This window comes from Bradyrhizobium sp. WYCCWR 13022, assembly GCF_030435535.1.
Taxonomy (GTDB): Bacteria; Pseudomonadota; Alphaproteobacteria; order Rhizobiales; family Xanthobacteraceae; genus Bradyrhizobium.
The window spans coordinates 139,908-153,396 of record NZ_JAUIZJ010000007.1 but is presented as its reverse complement, the minus strand read 5'-3'; the positions used below and the strand labels follow the sequence as shown (position 1 = coordinate 153,396).

Here is a 13,489-nt window from a genome sequence, read left to right as displayed (position 1 = left end):
TCCGCATGAACCGCCGACTGGACAATGACCGCACCATCCGCGCCCCCCGCGGCAGCGACATCAGCGCCAAGAGCTGGCTGACGGAGGCGCCGCTGCGCATGCTCATGAACAACCTCGACCCAGATGTCGCCGAGCGCCCGAGCGAGCTCGTCGTCTATGGCGGCATCGGCCGCGCCGCGCGCGACTGGGAGAGCTTTGACCGGATTACCAACGCGTTGCGCAAGCTCGAGAACGACCAGACCCTGCTGGTGCAGTCCGGCAAGCCGGTCGGCATCTTCCGTACCCACGCGGATGCGCCGCGCGTGTTGATCGCAAATTCCAACATCGTGCCGCACTGGGCGACGCTCGATCATTTCAACGAGCTCGATCGCCAGGGCCTGATGATGTACGGCCAGATGACGGCGGGCTCGTGGATCTACATCGGCAGCCAGGGCATCGTGCAGGGCACCTACGAGACCTTCGTGGAGGTCGGCCGCCGCCATTATCGCGGCAGCCTTGCCGGCAAATGGATCCTCACCGCCGGCCTTGGCGGCATGGGCGGCGCGCAGCCGCTGGCGGCGACCATGGCGGGCGCGTCGATGCTCGCGGTCGAATGCCAGCCGAGCCGCATCGAGATGCGCCTGCGCACCGGCTATCTCGATCGCCAGGCTGCGACGCTCGACGAAGCGCTCGCGATCATGGCCGAGTCGACGAAGACGAAGAAAGCAATTTCCGTCGGCCTGCTGGGCAACGCCGCGGAGATTTTCCCGGAGCTCGTGCGCCGTGGCGTCAAGCCCGATATCGTCACCGACCAGACCAGCGCGCACGATCCCATCAACGGCTATTTGCCGAAGGGCTGGACGCTCGCCGATTGGGAATCAAAGCGCGCCTCCGATCCGAAGGCGGTCGAGCGCGCCGCGAAGACCTCGATGGTCGAGCACGTCCAGGCCATGCTGGATTTCCATGCGCAAGGCATCCCGACGCTCGACTATGGCAACAACATCCGCCAGATGGCGCAGGATATGGGCCTGAAGAATGCCTTCGATTTCCCGGGCTTCGTGCCCGCCTATATCCGCCCGCTGTTCTGCCGCGGCGTCGGACCGTTCCGCTGGGCGGCGCTGTCGGGAGATCCCGAGGACATCTTCAAGACCGACGCCAAGGTCAAGGAGCTGATGCCTGACGACAAGCACCTGCATAACTGGCTCGACATGGCCAGAGAGCGCATCAAGTTCCAGGGGCTGCCGGCGCGGATCTGCTGGGTCGGCCTCGGCGATCGCCATCGCCTCGGCTTTGCCTTCAACGAAATGGTCGCGCGCGGCGAGTTGAAAGCGCCTGTCGTGATCGGCCGCGATCATCTCGACAGCGGCTCGGTGGCGAGCCCCAACCGGGAGACCGAGGCGATGAAGGACGGCTCGGATGCCGTGTCCGACTGGCCCTTGCTCAACGCACTGCTCAACTGCGCCAGCGGTGCGACCTGGGTGTCGCTGCATCATGGCGGCGGCGTCGGCATCGGCTATTCCCAGCACGCCGGCATGGTGATCGTCGCCGACGGCACGCCAGAAGCCGCCAGGCGCATCGAGCGCGTGCTCTGGAACGACCCGGCCTCCGGCGTCATGCGCCATGCCGACGCCGGCTATGAGATCGCAATCAACTGCGCCCGCGAGAAGGGGCTCGATCTGCCGAGCCTTGCGAAGTAGCGCTGCCTCAGGCCACGACCTTGGCGCCCTGAGCGGCGTCGAGCCGCGCGCGGTCCCTGGCGAGATGGTCCGCGATCGCCGCGCCCGGCATCGGCTTTGCGAAGTAGTAGCCCTGCAAGTAGTCGCAGCCGAGACGGCGCAGGGTATCGAGCTGGGCGCGGGTCTCGACGCCCTCGACGACGCAGGCGATCTCCATGTCGTCGCAGAGGCCCGTGAGCGACTTGATGATCTTGTGGCTCACGGGGTTCTCGTTGATGTCGGCGACGAAGCTGCGGTCGATCTTTAGCTTGTCCAGCGGCAGACGGTGCACATGGCTCAGCGACGAATAGCCGGTGCCGAAATCGTCCAGCGAAATGCCGCAGCCCATGGCCTTCAGCGCGGCGATCGATTGCTGCGCGCGCGCGAAGTCGAAGGTGACGGCAGTCTCGGTGATCTCGAAGTCGAGCCGGCGCGGTGTCACGCCGCTCTTCTCGATGATGGTGATCAGCGGCAGGATGCCGTCGGGCGAGCAGATGTCGTGGGCCGAGAGATTGAACGACAGGCGGGTGTGGTCCGGCCAGGTCTTTGCCGCGGCCAGCGCGCGCACCAGCAGCGCCTGCGTCAGCGGACGGATCAGACCGATGCGCTCGGCGGCCGGGATGAAATCGGCCGGAGAGACCCAGCCGAGGCGAGGGCTTTGCCAGCGTGCCAGCGCCTCGAAGCCGACGGTGTGCTCGTTCATGGAATCGATGATCGGCTGGAACACCAGCTCCAACTCGGTGTCGAAATCGGCGGTGCGCAGCAAGGTCTCGATCACGCCGCGGCTGCGGATCTCCGCTTCCAGCTCGCTCGAGAAGATCACGGTGCGGCCGCGCAGATGGCGCTTGGCGTGGTAGAGCGAATAGTCGGCGCATTCATAGAGCGCTTCCGCCGTCGTCGCCGAGCGCGGATAGAGTGCAAAGCCGATCGAGCATGACAGGCCGGTGTGGGCGGTGTCGAGCTGGTAGGGCAGCTTGACTTGCTCGCCGATGCGCTCGCCGAGACGCGCCAGGTCGGCGTCCTCGGGGTCGCCGCACACGATCAGGCCGAATTCGTCACCACCGAGGCGCGCGAACTCCACCCGCTGCGGCCCAAAGCCCTCGCAGACCTCGCGGATGCGTCGGCCGGCTTCGATCAATACGCGGTCGCCGACCGAGTGTCCGTAATTGTCGTTGATCGGCTTGAAGCCGTCGAGATCGATGATGCCGACGGCGACGCGAGCGCGCCTGATCTCGGCATTGTTGAAGGCGCTCGACAGCTCGGCGAAGAAGCGGCGGCGGTTCGGCAGCTCGGTCAGGGAATCCAGATTGGCGAGGCGGAAGTTTTCGTCCGAGAGCGCCTGCGTCGCCGCCTGCTGCGCCAACAGCGATTTGCGGCTGGCGACGAGATCGGCGAAGTCGCGATAATAGATGAACAGCACCGTCACCATCGCGCCGGAGACCAGCAGATTGTTGACCGCGATCGCCTTCAGCGTTGGCTCGCCGGTGGCCCAGAAGAACAGCACGTAGGGCACGTCGACGACCAGGGTCACGATCAGCGCCGCCGAACGCAGATGCATCAGCGAGAAGATGCAGCCGATCACGGTCACGGCCATGTAGAACGCGACCTGGCTCTTGGCAAAGGGATTGCCGTAGGGATAGAGAGCGAATGACCAGGCGGTGAAGCCGGCGCCGATCGGCAGCGTCATCCAGTTGGTGGCGCGCAGATTGCGCAGGATGTCGGCATCGCTGCGGACGAGACCGCGTTGGCGCAGCCACCAGAACGTGCGAAGCGCCGCGAGCAACGTCAGCACGCTCGGGACGATCATCGTCAGCCAGTCCGGCGCGACGTTCACATAGGTGTAGGCGACCGCGAGCGTGTTGCTGATCAGGATGAAGTAGAGCAGCGGGATCTGCTTGGAGAAGGCGTCGAATTGCGCGCGCAACAGATCCGGATCCCGGGGCACGCGGAACAACCGCATCAAGGCGGCGCAGGAATCTTTCAAATCAACCGCAGGCATTGCGATACGGGCCCCAAATCCCTTCAAACGAAGGCGATCTTGCATGGCGGGAGTAAAGAGCGCGTTAGATGGTTCCCACCTGGGAACACATGTCATGATTGTAAGCGACCGCTGGGTTTGCCGGCCGCGTGCATTGGTGAGGGGCTGTTAAGGACGTTGGGCGGTAGCGAGCCGTTTTCTCGCATGACGTATCGTTCAGAACCGATCGCGGCTACGTTCTGCTAACCATAGCGATCTCGATCGCGTGGTGCTGCCTGACGTCGCGGCGGTCATCGCTGACGACCGCCGCGCGTGTCGCTCTTTACTTCGCGCCCTGCAGTGCGGCCGTCTGCTTCGCGAGCGCCTTGTCGAAATCCTCCGACAAGCCGGTGGCGTAAGCCACAAGCTCGCCCGGCTTGACGAACGGATTGGGCGTCTCGCTCTTGATCTGCTGCGCGCGCTTGGCCTGCATGCCATAGACCTCGGGATGCGGCCCGAACAGCACGTCGATCTTCATCGCCTTGGCCTTGGCGAAGGTCGCGCGGTAGTCGTCGACGATGCCGGGATAGGTCGGCTGTCCGACCAGCCGGTTCAGCGCCACGGTGCCGCTGCAGAAGAACAGCACTTCGCGGTCCTGGCCGCCGTCCTTCACCGTCATCTCCCAGCTGGTGCAGCCCGGCGAATGGCCTGGCGTAGCGTGCGCCGTCAGCGTGGTGTCGCCGAGCGTGACCTTGTCGCCTTCCTTGACCGTGCGATCGACCTTGACCGGAGGAAAGCCGAGATCGGCGTTCTTCTCGTCGCCCGGATAATAGCCGCCTTCGAGCAGCGGCTTGTCGCGCTCGCCGGCTATGAGTTGCGCGCCGCTGTCCTGCTTGATCTCGGCGAAGCCGCCGGTGTGGTCGAGATGGGCGTGGGTGTTGAGGATGTACTTGATGTCGGCGACCTTGAAGCCGAGCTTGGCGATGTTGTCCTTGATCATGCCGGTCGACTGCGGCATCGCCGTGTCCATCAGGATCAGGCCCTGCGATGTCTTGATGACGTAGACGGCGATGCCGTCGGTGCCGACATAATAGATGTTGTCGATGAGGCGGAACGGGTCGAACGGCGCGGTCCATTTCTTCATGACCACTGCCAGGAAGTCCTTGATGGTCTGCGCCTGCGCCGCGGGTGCGAAGAGCGCCAGCGCACACAGCGCGGCCGTGAGCCTTCTCATGGATTGTGCTCCCTGATGTTGTTGTCGTTGCGACCGCGGTTCCGCGCGGATCGACCGGGAGGCTAGATGTTGCGCGAGGCGGCAGCAACCGCCACGTGTTGGAAAAATTCCGCGTCATGCGCGGAATAACGGTCGCTGTCCGGTTTGAGCATGGCGGCGAGGCGGCGCGCGATGTTCAGCGCCCGCCGATGGTCGCCCCGGCGGTGGCGCACATGGCGTCGCGTCATCGCAGCGAGAAAAGGATCAGGCGAGGGCGGCCCGGCGTTCCCGCACCGGCTCGCGCGTGCGATCGGCGCCGCGCGGTTCGGCCAGGCGGGTAAAGCTGCGCTGGCCCGCATGCGCCGGTGCCTCGACGATCACGCCTTCGCAGACGATCTGGCCGCCGAGCAGCTTGAATTCGAGCTTGTCGTAGCGCGGCATGGTCTCGCCGGGCTCGGGCGCCAGCAGCCCGATGCGGCCCTGGATGTTCAGCGTGGCTTCACCCGTGCCGTGCAGCCGCGGATTCCACATCCTGACGCCGGTCTCCGCCCAGCGTTGCCGGATCAGCGCGGCGCGATCGGCGGGCTCGACGATTTTTGCGCGAGCCTTTGGTGCACTCGGGCTCCTCGGAGCGGACGACACGGGCGACGGCTCCGTCTCGACGTGCGCGGCAACGATCGGCGCGTGGGTCGTCGTCTCCTCAGCGACGACGGCCGCGACGGGCGGAAGGTCGTTGACGACGTCGGGCTCGATCTCCGCGGCGACGCTCGGGGCGGGCTCGCTCTTGACGCTGGCCTCGATGACGACAGATGCAGTGATCTCAGCGCTGATTTCGACGACGGGCATCTCGTCGATTACGACCGGTTCGGCTTCCACGAAAATCGCGGAGACAGGTTCGTCGTCGACGATGGTTCCGGAGGTCTCGACCGGTGTTGCCTGCGTCTCGGCAGCCGCGGCGAAGATTTGCTCCGCGATCGCAGGCTTGACCTCTTCAACAGAACAGACCGGAGCCTCCTCCATGGCCTCGGCCTCGACAAACGACGCCGGTGCCTCGTTGACGACCTCGGGTTCAGCATCTGCCGAAAGTTTCGCAGTCGGGTCGACTTCAGGCGGATCAACCAGGTCGCTCGCGATCTCGACCGAGGGGACTGATATTTCGTCGACAACGACGGGTCCGAGCTCTGCCGGCGTATCCAGGGAGGACTCGTCGCGGACGCTGATATCGCTCGTGGCCGTGGCCTGCTGATCCGCAGCGATCTGCGCCACCTCGATGCTGCCGCTGTGCGGCAGGGGCCGAAGCCGGTTGAACGCCCATTTGACCGCGGGAATGCGGCTCAGCAACGATATCAGTCTCGAAAGCACTGGGAATTGTCCAAGAGGTACTCGGGGCCGCGGGCAATCGCTGATTCGCCAGCAATGTGAAAAACTGCCCCGGCCCTCACACCCCTGTCAATTGAGGCGGGACCAATTGCAGAACATCTGCACAGCCCGGCGCGCCGCGGCGTTCATTCGAAATGCATCGATATGAGCGGATCCTCGTCGTGGTCGGGTTGATGCGTCGGAACAAGCGGCATCACGATGCGCTGCTGCGGGGGCGCTGCTCGAGGAGATCTCGGCCATCGTCGAGTAGCTGCGATCGTCGTGACGCCGCCGCCAACGCGACCGCGCCCCGTAAACTGCTGCACCAAACGTCGGGCTTTCCAGCGTCATGTTCGCCGCCTATTTTGAAGCCCCCGGGGAATGAGGACGACGCAATGAAGAAGCTTGCCGCCATCACAGCGGTTCTGATCTGGTCGGCATATGCTCATGCGCAGGACCGCAGCATCACGGTGGCCTCGACGACGTCGACCGAGCAGTCCGGCCTGTTCGGCTATCTGCTGCCACTGTTCTCGAAGGCCGAGGGCATCGAGGTGAAGGTCGTCGCCGTCGGCACCGGCCAGGCGCTCGACATCGGACGGCGCGGCGATGCCGACGTGGTGTTCGTCCATGACAGGCCGGCCGAGGACAAGTTCATGTCCGAAGGGCAGGGCGTGAAGCGCTTCGACGTCATGTACAACGATTTCATCATCGTCGGGCCGAAGAGCGACCCCGCGAAAATCGCCGGCGACAAGGACGTCGCCGATGCCTTGCGCAAGATCTCGGCGGCGAAGGCGCCATTCATCTCGCGCGGCGACAAGTCCGGCACGCATTCTGCCGAGCTGAGATTGTGGAAGGAGGCTGGTATCGATCCCGCCGCTGGCAAGGCCAGCTGGTATCGCGAGATCGGCCAGGGCATGGGCCCGGCGCTGAACATGGCGTCGTCGTCATCAGCGTATTTGTTGTCCGACCGCGGCACCTGGCTGTCGTTCAAGAACCGGGGCGAGCTTGTGATCCTGACAGAGGGCGACAAGCGGCTGTTCAACCAATACGGCGTCATGCTGGTCAATCCGGACAAGCATCCCAATGTGAAGGCGAAGGACGGGCAGGCTTTCATCGATTGGCTGATCTCGCCAAAGGGGCAGGATGCGATCGCCGGCTACAAGGTCGGCGGCGACCAGCTATTTTTCCCCAACGCGTCCCACTAGCAGGAAGGCGACGGTCGAGACGGCGACGCTGAGCGCGAGCAGGATCAGCCCGAGTCCGAGCGCCAGCGGCAGGTCTCCCTTGCTGGTCTCCAGCGCGATGGCGGTCGTCATCGTGCGGGTAAAGCCGCGGATGTTGCCGCCGACGATGATGATGGCGCCGACCTCGGCGATGGCGCGCCCGAACGCGGCGAGGAAGGCCGTCAGCAGCGAGGTGCGGCCGAGCGCGAACAACAGGCCGATGCTCCGCAATGTCGACAGTCCGTCGATCCGGGCGAGGTCGCCATATTCGGCCCACAACAGGCTCGCCGGCCTGTGTACCAGCGCGACCACGATCGGCGTCGCCAGCAGCGTCTGCGCGATCACCATCGCCGCCGGCGTAAACAGCAACCCGGCCGCGCCGAGCGGGCCCGAGCGCGACAGCAGGAGATAAAGCGCAAGCCCGACCACGACCGGCGGCAGCCCGAGCAGCGCATTGGTCAGCACGATGATGACCTGCCGCCCGCGAAAGCGGGTGATCGCGAGCAGGGCGCCGAACGGGGCGCCGATCAGCAGCGCGACGATGCCGGCCGTCAGGCTGACGCGCACCGACAGTGCGACGATGCCGAGCAGTTCGGGATCGGCCTCGCCGATCAGCGTGAACGCGGCAACGATGGAGCGCGCGAAGTCGTTCATCCGGCCTGATGCAAATGTTCAACCGCCTGCGGCTCGATACTGGCATTCCGTGTCGTGGCCAGCGTGGTGTGCAGCGTGCCGCATTCGTGACTGTGGGTGATGATCGCGTCCATCGACAACACCTTCGGTTTTCGGGGATCATCGATCGCCTCTCGGGCCCGATGCGTCAACCCGAATCTTGGCCGACTTGACGGGCAAAACACCTGGCGATCCGCGCCGCCACGAAAGTCGAGGCTCGTACGCGAAAGCATTCTTCTTTACCGAATTCGGAAATGTTGCAATTGTCGTTCACCTCACCCGGCACGAGGGCCGACCCCCGTAAGGCCTTCCTGAGCCCTCGGCAATCCCGGAGGGCGGAACGAGCCGCAAAACTCGGGCCGGTCAGGCCGCGAGACCCGGAAAATCGTGCCTTTTGCGGGCGCAAAGGCGACTTTATTCTCGCCACGGATGCGCTAAGGAAGAGCCTGGATGCGGTGCAGCACTCAAGGCGGCCGCGGCTCGAAATTCAGGTCAAACCGGGCACGCCGCTCAAGGCCGGACCCGCTCAACGAGAAGGACGTCATTCCATGATCAATACCGTTGGCATCATCGGAGCAGGGACCATGGGCAACGGCATCGCCCAAATCTGCGCCGCGGCAGGGCTGTCGGTCGTGATGGTCGACATCTCCGACGCGGCAGTGAACCGCGGCATCTCGACCGTTGGAGGCAGCCTTGAGCGCCTGGTCAAGAAAGAGAAGATGTCGGCGGCCGATCGCGACGCGACGCTCAAGCGCATCACCGGCACGACCGACCGCGCCAAGCTTGCCGACTGCGACCTCGTGATCGAGGCTGCGACGGAGAACGAGGAGCTCAAGGTCAAGATACTGAAGGATCTCTGCGCCACGCTGTCGCCGCGCACGCTGCTTGCGACCAATACCTCCTCGATCTCGATCACCAAGCTTGCCGCGGCGACCGATCGTCCCGATCGCTTCATCGGCATGCACTTCTTCAACCCGGTTCCGGTGATGCAACTGCTGGAGCTGATCCGCGGCCTGCAGACCTCGGACGACACTCACGCCAAGGCGCTCGACTTCGCCCAGCGCGTCGGTAAGGTGGCGATCACGGCCAAGAACAGCCCTGGCTTCGCCGTCAACCGCATCCTGTGCCCGATGATCAACGAGGCAATCTTCGCGCTCCAGGAGGGCATTGCGACCGCCGAGGAAATCGACGCCGGCATGAAGCTCGGCTGCAACCATCCGATCGGGCCGCTGGCGCTTGCCGACCTCGTCGGCCTCGACACCATGCTGTCGGTGATGGAGGTCTTTTACAAGGGCTTCAACGACCCCAAATACCGTCCGGCCCCCTTGCTCAAGGAAATGGTCGACGCCGGCCATCTCGGCCGCAAGACCGGGCAGGGGTTTTACAGCTACGGCGCCTGATCTTGGCGCGGGCGGCGGGCTCGCCCGCCGCTCGATCCCGCAAATTGCGCTACGACAAAGACGGCTTGCGCAAGTGGCCTGATAATGTCGAATGGGCGGCTCGCGGGACCAACGAAACGGAAAACAAAGGACATGTCGGATCGACTGAAGGCCGAGCGCGAGGCAGCGGCCGCGCGGCGGAACCTGCTGAGCCAGGACGCGATCGAGCGCACCGGGATCACCGAGGAGATGATCGGGGAACTCGTGACCCGCTTCTATGGCCGGGTCCGCGAGGACGCGCTGCTCGGACCCATCTTTGCGATCGTGCAGAATTGGGACGAGCATCTCGCCAAGCTCACGGGCTTCTGGTCGTCGGTGGTGCTGATGAGCGGCCGCTACCATGGCTCGCCGATGCGGGCGCACATGCCGCTCAGCCTGGTTGGCGATCATTTTGATCGCTGGCTCGACCTGTTCGAGCAGACCGCGCGCGAGGTCTGTCCGCCGCCGGCGGCAGCGCTCTTTATCGACAAGGCGCGTCGCATCGCCGACAGCTTCGAGATGGCCTCGGCCACCATCGCTGGTCGCATCGCGTCGCCGCGCCATGTGCTCAGGTCCTGAAATACAAAATGCCTGCTCGATAAACGTGCAGTTGAATCGCGTTTCGGTTGCATCGCGCTAACGACAACCCGCTGCACCAATTCCCGCAGCATCGACCTGATCTGCAAAATCATCATGCCGATCGCGCGGCATGACGTTGAAATGGCAAAAACGCCTTTGAACACGTGCAGTCGTGTTCAATCAAAGCGAGCAAAGCCATATTGATGCACTGCGGCGCCAATTCTTCGCCTTCATTTCGGCAGAGTTCCAGCGCCTGCTACTGTGCATGTCGCGCGCATCATTCAGCAGCTCCTCATCATCCGATGGCAATGCGGATCCCGAAGCCGATGTCAGCGCGGAGCAAACGCGGCGCGAGCTGTTGCTCGGTGCGCTCGCCGCCACCGCGTGTCTCGGCTGTTCCGCACCAGTGCGCGCGGGCGAAGATCCGCCCGGCTCCGACGAGCGGCCGCAGAAGGGCGACCTTCTCGTTTTCTCAGAGGGCGACAGCGAAGGAAAGCTCATCAAGGCCGCTGATCTGAAGCTCGGTGGCCCGCCGGTGCATGCCTGGCCGCAGGATCCCAAGACATCGGTGGTGCGCAGTGGCTCGCGCCTCAACGAGATCCTGATGATCCGGCTCGATCCCGCCTCGCTCGACGAACAGACCAGAGCGCGCGCCGTCGACGGGATCCTCGCCTATTCGGCGATCTGCGCCCATGCCGGCTGTCCCGTCACCGCCTGGGTGAAGAGCGATGTCGGCGACGCCGAGGTGTTCAAGTGCATGTGCCACAACTCCGAATACGATCCCCGCGCGGGCGCGGAGGTGGTGTTCGGGCCGGCGCCGCGGCGGCTCGCCGCGCTGCCGCTGGCGCTCGCTGACGGCGCGCTCAGCGTCGCGGGTGGATTCATCGGAAGGGTAGGTGGCGCGCAGCCGGGATGATGGACGGTGCGGGATCTGCCCGCGTCACGAGAGGCCGCATCCGCCCAGCGGCGGATTTCGGGACGAACGACAAGAATTCAGAACAAGAATTCAACCGGATGAAAAGGGGAAACGTCCATGAAAACGTCCAGGAAAACATGCGCGACCAGGAAGCAAATACTGCTGTCCGGCTTCGTCGCCTTTACATGCATCGCTTCGACCGCGGCGATCGCCGGCCCGATCGAGAGCTATTCGCCCGTTACCCAGCAGCGCCTGGAGAATCCGGAACCCGGCAACTGGATGCTCTATCGGCGCACCTATGACGGACAGGGCTACAGCCCGCTTGACCAGATCAACACCTCGAATGTCAAGGATCTCACGCCGGTCTGGACATTCGCCACGGGCGTGGTCGAAGGCCACGAGGCCCCGCCGATCGTCAATAACGGCGTGATGTTCGTGGCGACGCCGATGGGGCAGGTGATCGCGCTGAACGCGAAGACCGGCGACGAATATTGGCGCTACAAGCGACAGCTTCCCGACGATCTGTTCCAGCTGCATCCGACCAGCCGCGGCGTCGGCCTGTGGGAGGACAAGCTCTATCTCGCCACCACCGACGACCACGTCGTCGCGCTCGACGCCAAGACCGGCAAGGTGGTGTGGGACACCAAGGTGCAGGACTACAAGAAGGGTCAGTACATGACCCTGATGCCGCTGATCGTCGACGGCAAGGTCATCGTCGGCGGGTCCGGCGGGGAGTTCGGCGTGCGCGGCTATGTCGCCGCCTTCGATGCCAAGGGCGGCAAGGAGCTGTGGCGCACCTTCACCATTCCCGGCGAAGGCGAGCCCGGCCACGACACCTGGCAGGGCGACGACTGGAAGAACGGCGGCGGCTCGGCCTGGATGACCGGGACCTACGACAAGGACACCAAGACGATCTATTGGGGCGTCGGCAATGCGGCACCATGGCCCGGCGAAATGCATCCCGGCGACAATCTCTACACCTCGTCGGTGATCGCGCTCGATCCCGGCAACGGCAAGATCAAGACCTATCACCAGTACCACCAGAACGATTCCTGGGACTGGGACGAGGTCGACGCGCCGATGCTGATCGACCTGCAGCGTGACGGCCGCAGCATCAAGAGCCTGGTCCATCCCGGCCGCGACGCGATCTTCTGGGTGCTCGAGCGTACGCCGACCAAGATCAACTACGTCGCCGGCTGGCCGTTCGTCTCGACCAACGTCTGGAAGGGCATCGACGAGAACGGCAAGCCGATCCTCGATCCCGATCACAAACCTGTCGTCGGTAAGCGCGTGGAGTTCTGCCCGTCGCTGTGGGGCGGCAAGGACTGGCCGTCGGCCGCCTACAGCCAGAAGACCGGTCTCGTCTACGTGCCCGCCAACGAGAATTTCTGCGGCGGCTTCACCGGCGAGAAGATCCCGCTCAAGCCGGGCGAGCTCTGGCTCGGCACCAAGCCGGAGGATATCGGCCTGAAGACCAAACCCGGCGCCGATCATTTCGGCGAGATCCAGGCCTGGGATCCCGCGACCGGCAAGAAGGTGTGGCAGCACAATTTTCCGAAGTCGCAGATGTTCGGCTCGGTCACGGCCACCGCAGGCGATCTCGTCTTCGCCGGCGGCACCAACGACCGCAACTTCCGCGCCTTCAATGCCAAGACCGGCGAGGTGTTGTGGGAGCAGAAGACCAACTCCGGCATCATGGGCATGCCGATGTCCTATGAGATCGACGGCACGCAATACGTCGCGATCCAGTCGGGCTGGGGCGTCGACGCGCAGCGCATCCAGGACGCGCTGGCGACCAACAATATCGGCATCGAGTCCAACGTGCCGCAAGGCGGCGTGATCTGGGTGTTCGCGCTGAAGAAGTAAGCTCCGCGGCGGATCGAAGTAGGCGGAGCAGCAGGGGGGTGGCGAGTGCGGCGGACGGCGACGTCCGCCGCACTTTGTGTGCGTGTGATGGGAGACGATTCTTCCTTCTCCCCTTGTGGGAGAAGGTGGCGCGAAGCGCCGGATGAGGGGTTCTATCCTGGAATTCAATTGAGAGAGAATGCGCGGAGACAGACCCCTCACCCAAGTGAGGTTGTGGTTACCAGCGTCGCTGCCCTCTCCCACAAGGGGAGAGGGCTCATCAATGCGCAGGCGCTATCCGACCTACTTCCCCTGCCGATCCACCTTGTCCTTCTCCGCCTGATTCATCTCCCGAATCTTCGGATCGTTGCTGCTCTGCCCGGTCGTCTGCGTGGTGGACGCGGGCGGGGCGCCGGCGTTGGGGAGCGAGCTCTGGTCCGGCGCGGTGGGGCGCGTCGCCGTGGTCGGCGGCGTGGTGTTGCTGCTCTGCGCGAACGCGGCTGCGGCGGTCAAAAGAAAGGCGCTCGACAGCAACGAGACTGCGAGCGCCCTTGGAATGTTGGTCATCGATCTGCTCCTGTCAGATCGAAGAGAAACGGCGCGAGGCCGCCGG

The 13,489-nt window shown here is 64.5% G+C and carries 12 protein-coding genes; 6 read left to right on the top strand and 6 right to left on the bottom strand.

What is annotated here, in order from left to right; translation table 11 throughout:
* The first annotated feature begins 5 nt into the window (after positions 1-5).
* Complete coding sequence (hutU, locus tag QY049_RS12390) at positions 6-1,676, top strand: urocanate hydratase (RefSeq protein ID WP_301269399.1); 1,671 nt, start codon at positions 6-8, stop codon at positions 1,674-1,676.
* Positions 1,677-1,683: 7 nt separating this feature from the next.
* On the opposite strand, the gene QY049_RS12385 is transcribed toward hutU, so the two are convergent.
* The 4 genes from QY049_RS12385 to QY049_RS12370 form a co-directional block, all read right to left on the bottom strand.
* Complete coding sequence (locus QY049_RS12385) at positions 1,684-3,693, bottom strand: bifunctional diguanylate cyclase/phosphodiesterase (protein ID WP_301269398.1); 2,010 nt, start codon at positions 3,691-3,693, stop codon at positions 1,684-1,686.
* A 301-nt stretch (positions 3,694-3,994) separates the two neighbouring features.
* Entirely contained in the window at positions 3,995-4,885 is an 891-nt protein-coding gene (blaBJP, locus tag QY049_RS12380; protein ID WP_301269397.1) for a BJP family subclass B3 metallo-beta-lactamase, read from the bottom strand.
* Between the two features lie 62 nt (positions 4,886-4,947).
* Entirely contained in the window at positions 4,948-5,112 is a 165-nt protein-coding gene (locus QY049_RS12375; RefSeq protein ID WP_301269396.1) for a hypothetical protein, read from the bottom strand.
* A 16-nt stretch (positions 5,113-5,128) separates the two neighbouring features.
* On the bottom strand, positions 5,129-6,226 hold the full coding sequence (locus QY049_RS12370; protein ID WP_301269395.1) for a hypothetical protein: 1,098 nt from the start codon (positions 6,224-6,226) through the stop codon (positions 5,129-5,131).
* Positions 6,227-6,618: 392 nt separating this feature from the next.
* Between QY049_RS12370 and QY049_RS12365 the strand changes: the two genes are divergently transcribed.
* Complete coding sequence (locus QY049_RS12365) at positions 6,619-7,428, top strand: extracellular solute-binding protein (protein WP_301269394.1); 810 nt, start codon at positions 6,619-6,621, stop codon at positions 7,426-7,428.
* Here the strand turns inward: QY049_RS12365 and QY049_RS12360 are convergent.
* On the bottom strand, positions 7,402-8,100 hold the full coding sequence (locus QY049_RS12360) for an ABC transporter permease (protein WP_258765995.1): 699 nt from the start codon (positions 8,098-8,100) through the stop codon (positions 7,402-7,404). The two genes, QY049_RS12365 and QY049_RS12360, sit on opposite strands and share 27 nt — an antisense overlap.
* Before the next feature lie 566 nt (positions 8,101-8,666).
* Here QY049_RS12360 and QY049_RS12355 point away from each other — a divergent pair.
* The 4 genes from QY049_RS12355 (at position 8,667) to QY049_RS12340 (ending at position 12,897) form a co-directional block, all read left to right on the top strand.
* Entirely contained in the window at positions 8,667-9,518 is an 852-nt protein-coding gene (locus QY049_RS12355) for a 3-hydroxybutyryl-CoA dehydrogenase (RefSeq protein WP_194481139.1), read from the top strand.
* A 132-nt stretch (positions 9,519-9,650) separates the two neighbouring features.
* Entirely contained in the window at positions 9,651-10,115 is a 465-nt protein-coding gene (locus tag QY049_RS12350) for a group III truncated hemoglobin (RefSeq protein WP_301269393.1), read from the top strand.
* A gap of 265 nt (positions 10,116-10,380) precedes the next feature.
* Complete coding sequence (locus QY049_RS12345) at positions 10,381-11,031, top strand: ubiquinol-cytochrome c reductase iron-sulfur subunit (protein WP_301269392.1); 651 nt, start codon at positions 10,381-10,383, stop codon at positions 11,029-11,031.
* Between the two features lie 117 nt (positions 11,032-11,148).
* Entirely contained in the window at positions 11,149-12,897 is a 1,749-nt protein-coding gene (locus tag QY049_RS12340) for a methanol/ethanol family PQQ-dependent dehydrogenase (protein WP_301269391.1), read from the top strand.
* 282 nt (positions 12,898-13,179) lie between these two features.
* On the opposite strand, the gene QY049_RS12335 is transcribed toward QY049_RS12340, so the two are convergent.
* The gene (locus QY049_RS12335) at positions 13,180-13,443 is read right to left on the bottom strand and encodes a hypothetical protein (protein ID WP_258766000.1); all 264 of its coding nucleotides are present in this window, start codon (positions 13,441-13,443) and stop codon (positions 13,180-13,182) included.
* Positions 13,444-13,489: the final 46 nt, after the last annotated feature.